Source organism: Neorhizobium descurainiae (assembly GCF_051400715.1).
Classification (GTDB): Bacteria; Pseudomonadota; Alphaproteobacteria; order Rhizobiales; family Rhizobiaceae; genus Neorhizobium.
Map to the genome: position 1 here is coordinate 62,662 of NZ_JBLFFK010000001.1, position 15,851 is coordinate 78,512.

Sequence of the window (15,851 nt, forward strand, 5' to 3'; positions counted from 1 at the left end):
GCACATGCCGGCACGCAAATCCTGCGGTCTTTACATACTCTCCGTGATCGCGGCGATCGCCGCGGTTCCGGCCGCGGCATTGGCGCAAACCGCCGGCCTCGGCGCCGCGGGCGAACTGGTCGATCCGGACGTGCTGCGCGTCTGCGCCGATCCTTCGAACATGCCGTTCACGGATGAAAGCGGAAAGGGCTTCGAGAACAAGCTGGCGGAGCTGGTGGCGGCGAAGACCGGCCGCAAGTCGGTTGCCTATACGTGGTATCCGATGGCGACCGGCTTCGTCCGCAACACGCTGAGGGCCAACCGCTGCGACATCATCATGGGCTATGCCCAGGGCGACGAACTCGTGCAGAACACCAATGCCTATTACCGCTCGACCTATGTCATGGTTTTCAAGAAAGGGAGCGGCCTGGATGGCGTGGAGACCATCGAGGATCCCAAACTGGCCGGCAAGCGGGTCGGCGTCGTGGCGGGAACGCCGCCAAGCGCCAACCTGGCAAAAGTCAACCTGATGCGGACCGCCAAGGCCTACCCTTTGATGGTGGATACGCGCTCGATGCCATCCATGGCCGAGGTGATGCTGCATGACCTTCAGAACGATGCCATCGACGTTGCCTTTCTGTGGGGGCCGATGGCCGGTTACTACGTCAAGGAAATAAATCCGGATTTCGTCGTGGTGCCGCTTCTCAAGGAGAAGGGCAGTCAGATGTCCTACCGCATCACCATGGGCGTCCGTCCGTCCGATCAGGAGTGGAAGCGCACCCTGAACACCCTGATCAGGGAAAACCAGTCGGAAATAAACCGGATTCTTCTGCAATATCAGGTGCCGCTGATCGATGAAGCCGGCAACGAGATCAAGGGGTAGCGGCGATCACGCTTCTTGGCATCCCACCGGACGTCCGGATGCCGCCGATGTGAAGGGTGATTGCGTTGGGACGTGGGTCCGACTGTGGTAGTTTTCGGACTGCTTCAGAATGGCAGGCGCGAACGTTCCTCGAATTTCAGAGCTTGCGCCGGTGGGCGCACGATGCCGGAGGAGATCAAATCGTTGATCTCGGGCAAAGAACGAGAGGAGAAGCTTATGAAGAAAAGCTGGAAGAAGCCGACGATGTGCACGGTTGCTGTCGGCATGGAAATGTCACGTTACCAATCCGCCGAACTCAAGGCCAAGAAATAAGCGCATCCACCGCTCCATGCGACGTGCACGCATGGAGCGGCTGCCGTCCGGAAGGAAGCATCACCACATGCGGCTGAAGGTTCTCGGCTCCGCGGCAGGCGGGGGATTCCCCCAATGGAACTGCAATTATCGGCTGAGCCGTTCAGCCCGCAAGGGCGAAGACGGCTTTCGGCCAAGGACGCAATCGAGTCTCGGCGTGTCTGCCGACGGTAAGGACTGGATCCTCTTCAACGCATCGCCGGATATTCGCGAGCAAATCGCCGCAACTGCGGAGCTGCAGCCAAGGGATGATGGCCCTTTGCGGGCTTCGCCCATCCAGGCCGTTGTCCTGACGAATGCGGACGTCGATCATATCGCCGGGCTTTTGAGCCTGCGCGAGCGGCACCGCTTCGTCATCTATGCAACGGCGCGGGTGCTTGGCGTGCTTGCCGAAAACAGCATTTTCAATGTCCTCGACAGGGAACTGGTCGAGCGTCGCGAGCTTCTGCTGAACGTTCCGACGCCGATTGCCGATTGGCAGGGCAGGCCGACATCCATCGTGGTCGAGGCGTTTCCGGTTCCCGGCAAGGTGGCCCTGTTTTTGGAAGATGCCGGCAAGGCGGAAGAAGGTTTCGGCACGCGGGAAGGCGATACAGTGGGAGTGCGCATTCTGCAGGAAGGACGTGATCCCTCGGTGCTGTATGTTCCGGGCTGCGCCGCCGTCGATGCCGACCTGAAAGAACGAATTGCCGCTGCGGCATGTCTGCTTTTCGACGGCACGGTCTACACGGACGACGAGATGCCGGGCGCCGGTGTCGGCACCAAGACGGGCCGGCGCATGGGGCACCTGCACATTGCGGGTCCGGACGGGTCCATGGCCCTGCTTGCCGATGTGGCGCCCGCCCGTCGCATCTATGTCCATATCAACAACACCAATCCGATCCTCGGCGAGAATTCACCCGAAACGGCAGCGGTGCGGGCAGGAGGGTGGGAGATCGGCTATGACGGGATGGAGATCAGCCTATGAGCGATTTTGCAGACGCGGCGCGAAACGGATTGACGCCTGCGGGGCTCGAAGAGGTACTCCGTCAGGTCGGGGCCGAACGATACCACAATCGCCATCCCTACCATCACAGGATGACGGCGGGGACATTGACCAAGGCCGAGCTCCAGGCCTGGGCGCTCAACCGGTACTGTTATCAGGCCATGATCCCGCGCAAGGACGCGATGATCGTCGCGCGGGCGGAGGACCCGGAATTCCGCGCCGAATGGCGCCGCAGGATCGAAGATCACGACGGGGCAACCGGCTGGGACGGCGGCATCGCCCGCTGGATCAAGCTGGCGACCGGGCTGGGGCTCGACGAAGCGATGGTGAAGAGCGAGCGGTTCGCTCTGCCCGCGACGCGCTTCGCCGTCGGCGCGTATCTGTCTTTCTGTACCAATCGCAGCCTCCTGGAAGCCGTCGCCTCGTCTCTGACGGAGCTGTTCTCGCCGGTGATCATCGGCGAGCGCGTTCCCGCCATGCTGGCGAAATACAGCTACGTGACCGAGGACACGCTTTCCTATTTCATGCCGAGGCTGGCTCAGGCTCCGCGGGATTCCGATTTTGCGCTCGCCTATGTCCTGCAACATGCGACCGATCCGAAAAAGCAGCAGGCGGTGATCGATGCCCTCGTCTTCAAGTGCGATATCCTGTGGGCGATGCTGGATGCCCTTGACTACGCCTATGGAGACGGCGGCACCATCCCGCCTGGCGCCTTCGTGCCGGAGATGCAATGATGGGGAGCAGCAGCCGGCAGCGCGCCATTCTGTCCGAGCAGTCGAGGCCGCATCTGAAGCGCTACGTACGGCTGCAGTTCGATCCGGTGCGCAGCGCCTGGGCGGTGCTTTCGCCGGAAAGGGTTTTCTGGCCGGACGAGGTCAGCCTTGATATACTGAAGCTGTGCGATGGCCGGCACACGGTTTTTCAGATCGTCGACGAGCTTGCCGGCCAATATGATGCGGCTCGCGAAGACATTGCGCCCGATGTCGAACAATTCCTGCAGGAATGGTCCGACAGGTTCCTGGTGACGCTATGAGTGACGCACTTCTGCCTCCGATCGGCATGCTGGCTGAGCTGACGCATCGCTGTCCCCTACAATGCGTCTACTGTTCCAATCCGCTTGATCTCCTGAAGGCCGACAAGGAGCTTTCGACGGAGGCATGGCTTGCTCTCTTCGAAGAGGCGGCCGATCTGGGGGTACTGCAGATCCACCTCTCCGGCGGAGAGCCGACGCTCAGGTCCGATCTCGAGCAGTTCGTAAGCTGTCTGTCGCGGCGTGGCGTCTATACCAATCTCATTACCGCCGGCGTCGGCCTCGCCGAAGGCCGAATCGAGAGGCTTCGCGATGCGGGCCTCGATCATGTGCAACTGAGCATCCAGGGTGCCCATGCGCCGACGACGGAGAAGATCGGCAACAATCGCGGCGCGCACGAGAAGAAGCTCGAAACCGCAAGGCGGGTCGTGGAACTCGGCCTGCCGCTGACGATCAACGCCCCCATCCATCGGCACAACATAGAGGAAGTTCCGGCTTTCATCGATCTTGCCCTTTCCCTCGGCGCGGAGAGATTGGAGATCGCCAATGTGCAATATGCCGGCTGGGCTCTTCTCAACCGCAATGCTCTCATGCCCGATCGCGAGGCGGTGGAGCGCCAGGTCGAGATTGTCGAGGAGGCACAATCGCGGCTGCGTGGAATTCTGGCGATCGACTTCGTCGCGCCCGACTATTTCGCCATCTATCCGAAACCCTGCATGGGCGGCTGGGCCCGCGATGCGTTCATGATCGCCCCTGATGGCACGGCACTTCCATGCCACGCGGCCGGAACAATCCCATCCCTGCACTTCGAGCGCTACGGAGAGGCGAGCCTGACGGATATCTGGCTGAATTCCCCGGCTTTCAATGCTTTCCGGGGCGACGAGTGGATGCTGGAGCCATGCAGGAGCTGCGAGCGCCGGGAGGTCGACTGGGGAGGATGCCGGTGCCAGGCAATGGCGATCGCGGGCGATGCGGCTGCGACAGACCCGGCCTGCGTCAAGTCACCGTTCCATAGCCGCATGGCGATGCTGATCGGGGAGGCCAATTCCGTCCCCGCCTCCGATGCCGAGGATTTCCGGTATCGCCGCATCGGGAGGGCATAAATCTTCTCAGCGTTCATGTGAAGCCGGGAGAGAAATGCGCAGCCGGATGTTGCTCCCCGATTCCGCCCGTCAGCCGGCCTTGCCGACCCGCTGAAGCGACGAAAGCTCCTTGAGATAGGCCCGCCAGCCGCCATAGCCGGTGATGTCGAGTGCGCCTTCGAGCGCCAGCGGCTCGGCGAGAAAACCCTTTGCCGAAGTGCCGTCGGAGAGCATGACCGTGCCGATCCCCAGCGGCGCGGGGATGGCGGCGACGAACAGTCCGAAGGCCGCCGGCGTCAGCTTCCAGATTTCCACCTCGATCTTTCCGCCTTCGCCCTTGTCGACGCGGACCATGCCGGGTTTCGGGGGCACGGTTCCCGCAAGCGCATAGAGCTTGTAGGCGGCCGAGGTTTGGGCAACGCGGGAGAATTTTCCGTCGAGTTCCGTGAGCTGGTAGTTGAGCGGCATGCCGGAAAGGTGCGCGCCCACCACGACGATATCGATCAGGTCGCTATCTTCGGAGGCCGAAGCGGATTCAGTGGGCGCGGGTAACGGCCAGCCGGTTGCGCCGAGCGTCAGGCCGCTTGCCTGATGCAGGTCGCGGGCAAGTGTTGCCGTCAGTCCATCGCGGCCGGTGGGGGCAAGCAGGGTGACGCTTGCCGGCAGGCCGTCGCTACGTGTGCCGGTCGGCACCGCGATGCCGCACATGTCGAGCAGGTTGACGAAATTGGTATAGGTTCCGAGGCGGGAGTTTTCGCGGATCGGCTCCGCCTCGAGATCGGCGAGGGTATAATGCGTCGGCGCGGTCGGCACACAGAGGAGATCGACCGAGGCGATCAACGGCGCCAGCTTCTTCTTCAGCGCCTGCAGCGCGTAGAAGCCGTTGAAGGCATCGGCTGCGGAGAGCGTTTTCGCGCCGCCATAGATCTTGCGCGTCACCGGGTGAAAGCTCTCTTCCCTGGTGTCGAAAAAATCCTTCACAGCGGCGTACCGCTCCGCCACCCAGGCGCCTTCGTAGAGCAGGTTGGCGACCTTGTAAAAGTCGCCGAACGGCACCTCGACGAGCTTGTGGCCGAGCTTTGCGAGTGTGGACAGCGCATCGTCATAGGTGGCTTCCATCAGCGTATCGCCGAAGAATTGCCGGTCGGCCCTCACCGGCACGCCGATGGTCAGAACCGGTGGCGCCGAACCGAAGCCTGTTGCCGGAATGGATTTCGAATAGGCGTCGGTCTCGTCGTATTTCGAAACGGCGGAGAAGACGGTCCACGCATCATTCACCGTGAGCGCGAAGATGGAGACGCAATCGAGCGTGCGGCAGGCGGGAATGACGCCGGTCGTGGAGAGCGCGCCGACGCTCGGCTTGAGGCCGACGATATTGTTCAAGCCTGCGGGGATGCGGCCGGAGCCGGCGGTATCGGTGCCGAGCGCGAAACTGACGATGCCTTGCGCGGTCGCTACCGCCGAGCCGGAGGACGAACCACCCGGCACGAGCTTCGGATCGATGGCGTTCTTCGGGATCGGATAGGGCGAGCGCACGCCTACTAGGCCGGTGGCGAACTGGTCGAGATTGGTCTTGCCGATGACGAGCGCGCCGGCCTCTTTCAAGAGGCGGACGACGGTCGCGTCCTTTTCCGGCAGATAGGCATAGTCGGGGCAGGCGGCGGTGGTCGGCATGCCGGCGACGTCGATATTGTCCTTGACCGCGAAAGGGATGCCCCAGAGCGGCTTTTCCGGATCGAAGGCACCGAGTTTCGCCGCTTCCGCGAGGACCGCATCCTTTGCCGCCAGATGGATGAAGATGCCGGGATCGTTCACCTCCGCAATGCGGGCGAAGACGGCATCCGCGATATCGGTGACGCTGCCGCCGTTGCGGTAGAATGTGCGCAGCGAGGCGATATCGAAGGCCGGTGTCGCGTTCGACGATGTGGTGGTCATGCCATTTCCTCTTCCAGTATTTTCACGGGCCGGTCCCACTGGATCAGCACGACGCAGCCGGTATCGCTCCATACGGAGTGTTCGGTGCCGGGGGCGTTGACGATATAGCTGCCGCGGCCGTAATCGCCCGCTTCGTCGGACTGCACGCCGTCGAGCACCAGGATGGTTTCGAGCCCCTCATGCCGGTGGCGCGGCACGGATGCGCCGGCCTCGTATTTCAGGAGCGCCACGCCCGGCTGGTCGCCTGCGAAGGGCCGGATCCAGTGGATCGTGACGTCGCCGCGGAAGGGGCCGAATTCAAGTTCTTTCCAACCGTCGAGCGTGAGCAGTTCGCGGGTCGATTCAGGCATGGGCGATCCCTTCCAAGATGTCGTCCACATGGGCGGTCCAGCCGACGATCGCGCCTTGCGCCCGGATCATGGCGATCGCAGCCGCCTTGAACTCCGGAAAATAACTCTCCGTCGCCTCCTCGGCGAGAAGGCATTCGTAGCCGCGGTCGTTCGCCTCGCGCATGGTCGTCTGGACGCAGACTTCCGTCGTGACGCCGGCGATGACGAGCTGCGTAATGCCCTTTTCCTGCAGTATGTCGCCGAGTTCGGTGGCGTAGAAGGCGCCTTTGCCGGGTTTTTCGATCACCACCTCGCCGTCGATCGGGGCCAGTTCCGGCAGGATCGCGGTGCCCGGCTCGCCGGATATCAGGATGCGGCCCATCGGACCTTGGTCGCCGATCCGGAGCGAGGGATTGCCGCGGTCGCGTTTTGCCGGCGGCAGGTCGGAAAGGTCCGGGCGATGGCATTCCATCGTGTGGATGACCGGCAGGCCGGTGGCGCGAAATCCCTCGAGCAGCCGTTTCACCTCCGGCACGATCTTCGTGATGCGGCTGACATCGTTGCCGAGGCTTGCGCCGAAACCGCCCGGTTCCGCGAAATCCCGCTGCATGTCGATGACGATCAGCGCCATTTCACCGGGTTTCGCTGGAAAGGCAAAGGGTTCTGCCTTGATCTTAGTCATCAGTGATGCCCCGCCATATGGGCGCCGATCACGCCGATATCCGCCCCGCGTGCCGGCGTCTCGTAGACGAGCTTGCCCTCGGAAATGACCATGATGCGGTCCGACATTTCCAGGAGTTCGTCGAGGTCTTCGGAGAGCAGCAGCACGGCTGTGCCGGAATTGCGCGCCTTCATGATGCGGGCGCGGATTTCCGCCACGGCCGAGAAGTCGAGGCCGAAGCAGGGGTTGGAGACGATCAGCAGATCGACATTTCCGGTCAATTCGCGAGCGAGTACGGCGCGCTGCACATTGCCGCCGGAAAGCGCCGCGATCGGCGACGAGGAAGACGCCGTCTTCACCTTGAAATCGGAAATGAGGGTGGTCGCCCGCTTCTTCATCGCGCGCTTGGAAAGCCAGATCGCGTCCTTGCCGTCCGGCTTGAGGTCGAAGGTGCGGAAGGCAAGGTTTTCGCTCACGGTCATTTTTGGCGCGCAGGCGTTCTGGAGCGGTTCTTCAGGGATGAAGCGGACGTTGTTCTTGCGCGTCTCCGGGCGTGTCGCGCCATAGGTTTCCCCGTTGACGACGATGCGGCCGGTATCGGTCGGACGCTGGCCGGCGAGGATCTCGGTGAGCTCCTTCTGTCCGTTGCCGGAAATGCCGGCAATGCCGACGATCTCGCCGGAGCGCACCGTCAGGTCCTCGATCTCGATCGTCTTGAGGCCGGAGCGGTCCGGCGCCTTGACCTGGCTGACCTTCAACACCGCCTTGGCGGCCTCCGGCACGGGCAGGCGGCTGTCGAGCTCGGCGAGCTTCACGTCGCCGATCATCATCGCCGCCATGTCGGCGGTGGAAAGCTCGCCGATCCTGCCGGTGCCGACCAGTTTTCCGCGGCGCAGGATCGACACCACGTCGGTGAACTTGGTCACCTCGTGGAATTTGTGGGAAATCATCAGCACCGTCAGCTGGCCGCGCTCGGTCATGCCGCGCACCAGACCGAGCATCTCGTCGGCTTCGGCGGGCGTCAGCACCGAGGTCGGCTCGTCGAGCACGAGAAAGGAACGGCCGAGATAGAGCTGTTTGACGATTTCGAGCTTCTGTTTCTCGCCAGCGGCAAGCTCGCTCACCGGCCGGTCGAGCGGGATCTTGAAGGGCATCCGCTCCATGAACGCGGCGAGTTCCTTGCGCTCCTTCGCCCAGTTGATGACTGTGGGGACTTCGGCGCGGCTGATGACGAGGTTTTCCGCACCCGTCAGGGAGGGAACCAGCGTGAAATGCTGGTAGACCATGCCGAGCCCATAGGTCGCTGCGTCCCTGGGCGAGGCGATCACCACCTCGCGCCCGTCGACGGAGAGCGAGCCTGAGGTCGCGTGATAGAAGCCCATGATGCATTTGACGAGCGTCGATTTTCCCGCACCGTTTTCGCCGAGCAGCGCATGGAAGGAGCCTGCCGGCACGCTGATCGAGACATTATCCAGAGCAGTGAAGCTGCCGAAACGCATGGTCATGCCGAGCGTCTCGATGCCGACCGCCTTGCCGGCCTGCGGGAGGGGCGTATCGCGGACGATGTTCACGTCAACTCTCCTTTTCGACGATGATGGCGACGGGACCGCCGCCGGAAGGTCCTTGGTGTTCGGCGCCGCCCGAGACATAGAGGTCGGTCATGCCGAAGAGACCGGCGAGAACACCGCCGACGAAGGCGCGGGAATGGCGTGTGCCGGAAATATCAGAATCGTCCAGCATTGTGTGGCGGCGACCGGCGATCCTGCCGGACGGATCGGGTTCGGCCTTGGCAAGCACCGCCATCAGCCGTGCCCTTTCGGGCAGGCGGTCGCGGGCCTGGCGAACGGAGGCGGAATCGATGGCATTCTGCATGACGGCGTGGTCGATCGACAGCGGGCCGGACCAGCCTGCGCCCATGCCGAGCACGACGATCTCGTGGTCGGTCAGTTCGACGCCGGCCGATGTGGAGGCGCAGCGGGAAAAGAGATCATAGCGCATGCAGATGTCCTCATCCGCCATCGTCTCCGGATCCGCTTCGCCAAGCGCCACGGCCACGCCGAGCGCCGATGCGCCGCGCGAGAGGCCCATGGATTTCAGCGTGTCGCGGGTTGCTACGGTTTCGCCGGCGGCCTCGGCGGCGGCGATGCGGGCGAGCGTCAGGAGTGGGCATTTGATCTGCACGAAATGGACGTCGGAAGGATTGTCGATGCCGGCATCCCTCATCGCAGCCCTGACGCCCTCGGCGACCAGCAGAACCTGCTCGCGCCGGCCGAGATGACGGGCAGGAAGCGGCGGGGTGCGGGCGGTGCCGATAGCAAGAGCGCGCTCGGCCGGCGCATCGCTGGCTTCGCGGGCAAAGACGGTCCAGTGCGGCGACAGCGCGCCCTCCGTGCCGCCGGACATGACGAGCGAGACACCCTCGACGCCATAGCGCGCGAACAGGTTTTCGAAGCTGCGCGTGGCAAAGCCGCGGGTGAAATCGTTGACGCAGCCGTTGCCCTCGGTCTTGCCGAGGACGGCGACGACGTGTTGCGGCTTCAGCCCGGCGGCGAACAGCGCCTCGACGCCGGAGACGTCATCCGGCCCGTCGGCGGGCACGCGATAGACATGGGCACGTAAGGACGGCATCAGGGTAGGGCCTCTATCAGTGCCTTGGAATTGGAAACGGAGCCGAATACGCCGCCCTGCATCTTCACCATCTTGATCGCGGCGAGGTGGTTGCCGTAGTCGGTCGCGCCGCAGCAGTCTTCCAAGAGCAGGCATTCGAAGCCGCGGTCGTTCGCCTCGCGCATCGTGGTCGAGACGCAGACGTCGGTGGTGATGCCGGTCAGGATGATGTTCTCGATGCGCTTCTGGTTGAGGATGAGTTCGAGGTCGGTGGCGCAGAAAGAGCCCTTGCCGGGCTTGTCGATGATCGCTTCGCCCTCGATCGGATAGAGTTCCGGAATGATGTCCCAGCCGGGCTCGCCTCGCACCAGGATGCGGCCGCAGGGGCCGGGATCGCCGATGCCGGCGTTGATGCGCTGCGAGCGCCAGCGCTTGTTGGCCGGCAGGTCGGCAAGGTCGGGGCGATGGCCTTCGCGGGTGTGGATGATGTGGTAGCCTTTTCCGCGCATGGCGGAGAGGACTTGTCTGATCGGCTCGATCGGCGCCTGAACGAGCGAGAGGTCGTAGCCCATGTGATCGACATAGCCGCCCTTGCCGCAAAAGTCGGTCTGCATGTCGATGATGATCAGCGCCGTGTTGTCAGGCCTCAGCTTGCCGTTATAGGGCCACGGATAGGGATCGGCGTCGATAAAATGCCCTTTGGTCTCGGCCATCGCGTCCATCGTCTTTTCTCCTGTTTCGCGAGCCGACCTATTCGGCAGCAGGTTTGAGGGCTTCGCCGTAACGGCGCACGGGCTTGTCGAAACCGCAGGACGTGCCGTCGGTCACCTTCACTTGCGCCTCCCAGGGCAGGCGGTATCTGCCGGCGACGAGATCGTGCATGTAGCTGTAGGGCGCATCGCCCGCACCGCCGGCGACGGCCACGTAGCCGCGATGGCCGAACTGGTAGATGTTGTTCTCGACGCCCCAGCCGCGCCTCGCCTCGCGTACCAGATCGGGGCGCACCTCGGCGGTGATGATCTCGTTGACCCGGCCGGACGTGCCGTGAGCGATGATCGTGCCGTCGAAATTGCAGATCATGCCTTCGCCCATGGAATCGAACGTGCCGTCCGAACCGCACATGCACACGCTTGCCGTGACCATGAGGTTGCAGAACGCGTTCGACTGATTGGTGAAGCGCCAGGCTTCGCGGATCGGCGCCGTATAGCCGGCGGTGCGGATCATGATCTCGGCGCCCTTATAGGCACATTCGCGGGCCATTTCCGGAAACATGCCGTCATGGCAGATGATCAGCGCGAGCTTGGCGCCTTTCGGACCGTCGATCACAGGAATGCCGAGATCGCCCGGCTCCCAGGGCTCGACCGGCACCCAGGGATGCATCTTGCGGTAATAGAGCTTGAGCTCCCCCTGGTCGTCGATGACGATGCCGGAATTATAGGGCATGCCGCCCGGGTTCAGCTCCATGATCGAGAAGCAACCCCAGATCGCGTTGTCCCTGCAGGCCTTTTTGAAGGCTGCGACCTCCGGTCCGTCGAGCGTGCACATGATCTCCGGATCGATGTCCATGGAAAGGCCGTGCAGCGCGTATTCGGGAAAGACGATGAGGTCCATGCCCGGCTGGTTGCGCCGCGCCTTGGCCACCAGATCGACGATCACCTGCGTCTGCTTCGCGAGGTCCGCCCTGGTGACGGTCACCGGCAGCTGAAGCTGCACGAGGCCGATGCCGACGCCATGTTCGGATTTGTTGAGGCCGCCCAAGCCATTCATTGGAAAACTCCTTTATTTCGTGAGCGACAGCGCGCCCGGCGCACCCGTCAGCGAGCGGGTGGGGGAGGACGTGACGATCAGGATGACGAGGGTGAGCACGTAAGGCGCGGCGTAGAACAGGTAATAGCCCTGCGTGAAGCCGACAGATTGCAGCGCGGGGCCGAGAGCGCCTGCGCCGCCGAAGAGCAGGGCGGCGAGGAAGCAGCCGATCGGGTTCCAGCGGGCGAAGATGACCAATGCCACGGCCATCAACCCCTGTCCCGACGAAATGCCTTCGTTCCAGGAGCCCGGATAATAGAGCGAGAGATAGGCGCCTCCGATCGCCGCGAGCGATCCGCCAACGGCGGTTGCCAGCAAGCGCACCGTATCCGGATCGATCCCCATGGCGCGTGCCGCATCGGTGCTGTCGCCGACGACGCGCAGGGTCAGGCCAAGGCGGGTGTTCCTGAATGCCCAGAAGAGAAAAAGCGCCAGCGCGGCTCCGATGAAGAACAGCACGTTGATGTTGAGCGCTGCCTGCACCTGCGGAATGACCGACCAGCTTCCGAGCGGAATGGATGGCAGTTTCGGCGCCGCCGGCTGGATGAAGGGCTTTCCGAGGAAGAAGGCGAGGCCGAGCCCGAACTGCATCATGGCGATGCCGATCGCGATGTCGTTGACCTTCGGGAATTTGCAGATCCAGCCGTGGATGAGGCCGAAGATCGAACCGGCGACCATGGAGGCCAGCACGCCGAGCCAGGGAGAGCCTGTCAGGACCGCGACCGCGTAGGCCGTCATGGCGCCGAAGACGAGCGTGCCTTCGAGCCCGAGATTGATGCGGCCAGAGCGCTCGGTGATCGTTTCGCCGAGGCTGACGAAGATGAACGGTGTGGAAACGCGGATGGCGCCTGCGAAGATCGCCAGAGGCACGCCCCAGATGCCGATGCCCGTCTCTTCCATCAGAGGCTCCTTTTCCAGAGGTCGGGATTGAAGATCTTAAAGCGGCCGTAGAAGGTTTCGCAGAAGAGGATGACGATGAAGAGCGTGCCCTGCAGCACCAGCACGGTGGCATCCGGCAGGCCCATGCGCCGCTGGATGAGGCCGCCCGAGGCATCGATGCCGCCGAGCAGGATGGCGACCGGGATGATCGCCAGCGGATTGTGGCGGGCGAGGAATGCGACGAGGATGCCGGTATAGCCGTAGCCCGCCGCGAGCGACGCATTGGCGCTGCCCTGCACCGCCGCCACCTCGATCATGCCGGCCAAGCCCGCGAAGCCTCCCGCGATCGCCGTGAAGCCGGCGATCAGCCTGCCGACCGGCAGGCCCTGGATCTGCGCGGCACGGACATTGCCGCCGGCGATCCGGGCCGCAAAGCCGTAGCTCGTCACCTCGATCAGCACCCAGGAGACGATGCAGGCGACGACACCGATGACGAGTCCCCAATGGACGTCCATGCCGGGAATATTGCCCATCATGTCGCCGGCCGGCAGCGGGGTGGTCGACGGTTTGTTGAGGCTCGCAGGGTCACGCAGCGGCCCCTCGACGAACTGGTTCATCAGCGCGATCGCGATATAGGCGAGAAGCAGCGAGGAGATGGTCTCGTTGACGCCGCGATAATGGCGCAGGAAACCGGCAAGACCGATCCAGACGCCGCCGACGACCATGGCGGCGAGGCCCATGAAAACGAACAGCACGATCGGCGGCACGACACCCACGAAGGGCATGGCGGCAGCGGCCGCTGCAACGCCGCCGAGCACGACGGCGCCTTCGCCGCCGATGATGACGAGGCCGAGGCGGGCAGGAAGCGCCACGCAAAGCGCCGTCAGCAGCAGCGGCGCCGCACGCGAAAGGCTGTTCTGGATCGAGAACCAGCTTCCGAAGCCGCCCGTGTACATGAGCTGGAAAAGGGTGCCCGGCGACTTGCCGATCGCCAGGATGAAGAGAGAGAAAAGCGCCATGCCGATCAGGATCGCCACGAGCCCGATCGCAACCGGCTCGGCCCGCCGCGCCAGCCATTCGAGGAGAGGGCGGAACGAGGTACCGCCGCCCGCCGCAATCCGTATTCCGGGATCGTTCGCATCGACCGTCATGGCGCTTTCCCTCTCCCTGGTCAGGACGTCGACCCCACGACACCTTCCACCAGGTAAGCCATGCTTTCGAGATCGATCGCATCTTCCGCATAGGCCTTATCGGCGGCGATCACGACATTGCCCTTGTTGTCTTTGAGCGGCCCCTTGAAGGCCGAGAACTTGCCGGCCATGACTTCGGCGAGCGTCGCCTCGAATTTCCTGCGGGCCTCGTCGGAAACGGCGGGTCCGAGCGGGCTCATCTTGACGAAGCCGTCCTTCAGGCCGCCGCGGACGAAATTGCCGAGCTTGCCGCCGCTTTGGGCCGCCTTGATGTAGTTGGTATAGACATTGCCCCAGGCCCATTCGGCGCCGGTGAGGTACTTGTCCTTGGCGAGCGCGCTCTGGTTGGCATGATAGCCGCAGACGAAGGCGCCGCGTCCGGCGGCCGTTTCGACCACGACCTTCGGGCTGTCCACATGGCAGGTGACGACATCGGCGCCCTGGTCGATCAGCGCGTTCGTGGCCTCCGCTTCCTTGACCGCCAGCGACCATTCGCCCGTGAAGATGACCTGGCAGGTGATCGACGGGTCGACAGAGCGGGCGCCAAGCAGGAAGGCGTTGATGTTCTGCAGGACTTGCGGAATGGGCTTTGCGGCGACGAAGCCGATCTTCTTGCTTTTGGTGGCATAGCCGGCTGCGATGCCGTTCAGATACTGGCCCTGGAAGATATAGCCGAAATAGGAACCGGTATTGGCCGGGTGCTTGCCTTCCTGCCAAAGCCCGCCGCAATGGCGGAACTGCACATCCGGATATTTCGCGGCCATGGCCAGCATGTGCGGATCGAAATAACCGAAGGAGGTCGGGAAGAGCAGGGTCGCTCCATCGAGATTGATCATGGATTCCATGGTTTTCTGGACATCCACGGTTTCGGGGACGTTTTCCTCCTCGACGAGTGTCACGCCCGGCATCGCCTTGACGACGGCGGCACCTTCCGCATGGGCCTGGTTGTAGCCGTAGTCGTCCTTCGGACCGACATAGATGAAGCCCACGGTCAACGCCGTCTGGGCCGCTGCCTTCGAGCCGGTCAGGCCCGGTGCGAGACCGGCCAGCGCGCCGGCGGCGGAAGCCTGTAGGAAGTTGCGGCGGTTCATGGAAAGGAGTTTGGTCATCGGAATGCTCCTTGCGGCGCTTGGGCCAGTTTCGGGCGGATACATGAAAAGTGCATGCAATGCGCATGCCAGAAATTAACCTATTGAAATCTTTGTTCTTTATATTGGACATACAATCGAGCCTGCCAAAGTGCATGCAGATTCATCGGCGCCTTGACTAAGAAATAGCCATTGATGGGGTCTGCATAAAAAGGAAGGTGCGGGTTGGGCGCGCGACAATTGCGAACCTTCTTTCCAGTGGGGAAAAGATACAGTTACGCCAAAGCGTTGGCGGTAAGGTTTGACTTATCGGTCGCGTGACGTCATCTGTATGCAGAGTGCTTAATTGAGTAGAATCGCCCCGTGAAACAGGTCAGGCGCCGAGAAGTCATCCGTCCCGGAACCACCGTCGAGCAGATGGTGCGGGCCATCGCGGATATGATCGTCACCGGAGCGATCCTGCCGGGCGAAAAGCTGGACGAGAGTTCGCTGGCCGCCCGGTTCGAGGTGTCGCGCACGCCGGTGCGCGAAGCCTTGCGGGAACTGGGCGCCATGGGGCTTGTGGTGCGCGAGCCGAACCGCAGCGCCGTCGTCACCAATGTGACGGAGGCTTATCTGCACTCGATGTTCGAGGCGATGGCGGAACTCGAAGCGATCTGCGCCCGGCTATCGGCAGAGCGGATGACCGTCGAAGAGCGGCGCGCATTGGAACTCGAACACGGAGCGTCGATCAGACTGGTTCATCAGGGCGCGGAAGAGGATTATTCGGCCTACAATACCGAATTCCACACGCGGCTTTATCGCGGCGCGCATAACGAGCATATCTTCGAAACGGTGACGCAAACCCGGGCGCGGCTCGCTCCGTTCCGGCGGGCCCAGTTCCGCTTGCCGGGGCGTCTGGCAAAATCCTATGAGGAACACGGCCAGATCGTTACGGCGATCATGCGGGCGGACGGCGCAGCCGCCGGGCAGGCAGCATATTCCCATGTGGAAATCGTCAGCGATGCCAGCGCCGTCTTTGCCAAAGCAAAGGAGAAATAGCCGGC

At 63.2% G+C, this 15,851-nt stretch carries 17 protein-coding genes; 7 read left to right on the forward strand and 10 right to left on the reverse strand.

Translation table 11 applies throughout. From position 1 onward, the window contains the following. The first annotated feature begins 4 nt into the window (after positions 1 to 4). The 6 genes from ACMGE0_RS00330 to pqqE all read left to right on the forward strand — a co-directional run bounded on the left by ACMGE0_RS00330 (position 5) and on the right by pqqE (position 4,331). Positions 5 to 862 carry a quinoprotein dehydrogenase-associated putative ABC transporter substrate-binding protein gene (locus tag ACMGE0_RS00330; RefSeq protein WP_436813869.1) on the forward strand — a complete coding sequence of 286 codons (858 nt, stop codon included), beginning with the start codon at positions 5 to 7 and terminating at the stop codon, positions 860 to 862. A 162-nt stretch (positions 863 to 1,024) separates the two neighbouring features. After that, complete coding sequence (locus ACMGE0_RS00335) at positions 1,025 to 1,174, forward strand: hypothetical protein (protein WP_159457597.1); 150 nt, start codon at positions 1,025 to 1,027, stop codon at positions 1,172 to 1,174. Positions 1,175 to 1,241: 67 nt separating this feature from the next. Then, positions 1,242 to 2,180: a pyrroloquinoline quinone biosynthesis protein PqqB gene (gene pqqB, locus ACMGE0_RS00340; protein ID WP_436813870.1), complete on the forward strand. Its 939-nt coding sequence runs from the start codon at positions 1,242 to 1,244 to the stop codon at positions 2,178 to 2,180. Continuing rightward, positions 2,177 to 2,932 carry a pyrroloquinoline-quinone synthase PqqC gene (gene pqqC, locus ACMGE0_RS00345; RefSeq protein WP_436813871.1) on the forward strand — a complete coding sequence of 252 codons (756 nt, stop codon included), beginning with the start codon at positions 2,177 to 2,179 and terminating at the stop codon, positions 2,930 to 2,932. The genes pqqB and pqqC overlap by 4 nt, the downstream gene beginning before the upstream one ends. After that, complete coding sequence (gene pqqD / locus ACMGE0_RS00350; protein WP_436813872.1) at positions 2,929 to 3,231, forward strand: pyrroloquinoline quinone biosynthesis peptide chaperone PqqD; 303 nt, start codon at positions 2,929 to 2,931, stop codon at positions 3,229 to 3,231. The genes pqqC and pqqD overlap by 4 nt, the downstream gene beginning before the upstream one ends. Then, positions 3,201 to 4,331 carry a pyrroloquinoline quinone biosynthesis protein PqqE gene (pqqE, locus tag ACMGE0_RS00355; protein ID WP_436813873.1) on the forward strand — a complete coding sequence of 377 codons (1,131 nt, stop codon included), beginning with the start codon at positions 3,201 to 3,203 and terminating at the stop codon, positions 4,329 to 4,331. Before pqqD ends, pqqE begins: the two co-directional genes overlap by 31 nt. 69 nt (positions 4,332 to 4,400) lie before the next feature. Here pqqE and atzF read toward each other — a convergent pair whose 3' ends face one another. Genes atzF through ACMGE0_RS00405 form a run of 10 tightly spaced genes read right to left on the reverse strand, consistent with a single transcriptional unit; the run spans position 4,401 to position 14,826 of the window. Then, positions 4,401 to 6,245, reverse strand: coding sequence for an allophanate hydrolase (gene atzF / locus ACMGE0_RS00360; protein WP_436813874.1), 1,845 nt, complete (start codon positions 6,243 to 6,245; stop codon positions 4,401 to 4,403). Beyond that, complete coding sequence (locus tag ACMGE0_RS00365; protein ID WP_436813875.1) at positions 6,242 to 6,595, reverse strand: cupin domain-containing protein; 354 nt, start codon at positions 6,593 to 6,595, stop codon at positions 6,242 to 6,244. Before ACMGE0_RS00365 ends, atzF begins: the two co-directional genes overlap by 4 nt. After that, positions 6,588 to 7,256 carry a cysteine hydrolase family protein gene (locus ACMGE0_RS00370; protein ID WP_436813876.1) on the reverse strand — a complete coding sequence of 223 codons (669 nt, stop codon included), beginning with the start codon at positions 7,254 to 7,256 and terminating at the stop codon, positions 6,588 to 6,590. Before ACMGE0_RS00370 ends, ACMGE0_RS00365 begins: the two co-directional genes overlap by 8 nt. Further along, positions 7,256 to 8,806, reverse strand: coding sequence for an ABC transporter ATP-binding protein (locus ACMGE0_RS00375; protein ID WP_436813877.1), 1,551 nt, complete (start codon positions 8,804 to 8,806; stop codon positions 7,256 to 7,258). The genes ACMGE0_RS00370 and ACMGE0_RS00375 overlap by 1 nt, the downstream gene beginning before the upstream one ends. 1 nt (position 8,807) lies before the next feature. Then, positions 8,808 to 9,863, reverse strand: a complete 1,056-nt coding sequence (gene atzD, locus ACMGE0_RS00380; protein WP_436813878.1) for a cyanuric acid amidohydrolase — start codon at positions 9,861 to 9,863, stop codon at positions 8,808 to 8,810. Then, positions 9,863 to 10,564, reverse strand: a complete 702-nt coding sequence (biuH, locus tag ACMGE0_RS00385) for a biuret amidohydrolase (protein ID WP_085420594.1) — start codon at positions 10,562 to 10,564, stop codon at positions 9,863 to 9,865. The genes atzD and biuH overlap by 1 nt, the downstream gene beginning before the upstream one ends. A gap of 28 nt (positions 10,565 to 10,592) precedes the next feature. Then, on the reverse strand, positions 10,593 to 11,609 hold the full coding sequence (locus ACMGE0_RS00390; protein WP_436813879.1) for a formamidase: 1,017 nt from the start codon (positions 11,607 to 11,609) through the stop codon (positions 10,593 to 10,595). Between the two features lie 12 nt (positions 11,610 to 11,621). Beyond that, positions 11,622 to 12,548: an ABC transporter permease gene (locus tag ACMGE0_RS00395; RefSeq protein ID WP_436813880.1), complete on the reverse strand. Its 927-nt coding sequence runs from the start codon at positions 12,546 to 12,548 to the stop codon at positions 11,622 to 11,624. Beyond that, positions 12,548 to 13,678, reverse strand: a complete 1,131-nt coding sequence (locus ACMGE0_RS00400) for an ABC transporter permease (protein ID WP_436813881.1) — start codon at positions 13,676 to 13,678, stop codon at positions 12,548 to 12,550. The genes ACMGE0_RS00395 and ACMGE0_RS00400 overlap by 1 nt, the downstream gene beginning before the upstream one ends. 20 nt (positions 13,679 to 13,698) lie before the next feature. Then, positions 13,699 to 14,826, reverse strand: coding sequence for a BMP family ABC transporter substrate-binding protein (locus tag ACMGE0_RS00405; RefSeq protein WP_436813882.1), 1,128 nt, complete (start codon positions 14,824 to 14,826; stop codon positions 13,699 to 13,701). Between the two features lie 342 nt (positions 14,827 to 15,168). On the opposite strand from ACMGE0_RS00405, the gene ACMGE0_RS00410 reads away from it, so the two are divergent. After that, on the forward strand, positions 15,169 to 15,846 hold the full coding sequence (locus ACMGE0_RS00410) for a GntR family transcriptional regulator (protein ID WP_436813883.1): 678 nt from the start codon (positions 15,169 to 15,171) through the stop codon (positions 15,844 to 15,846). Positions 15,847 to 15,851 lie beyond the last annotated feature (5 nt).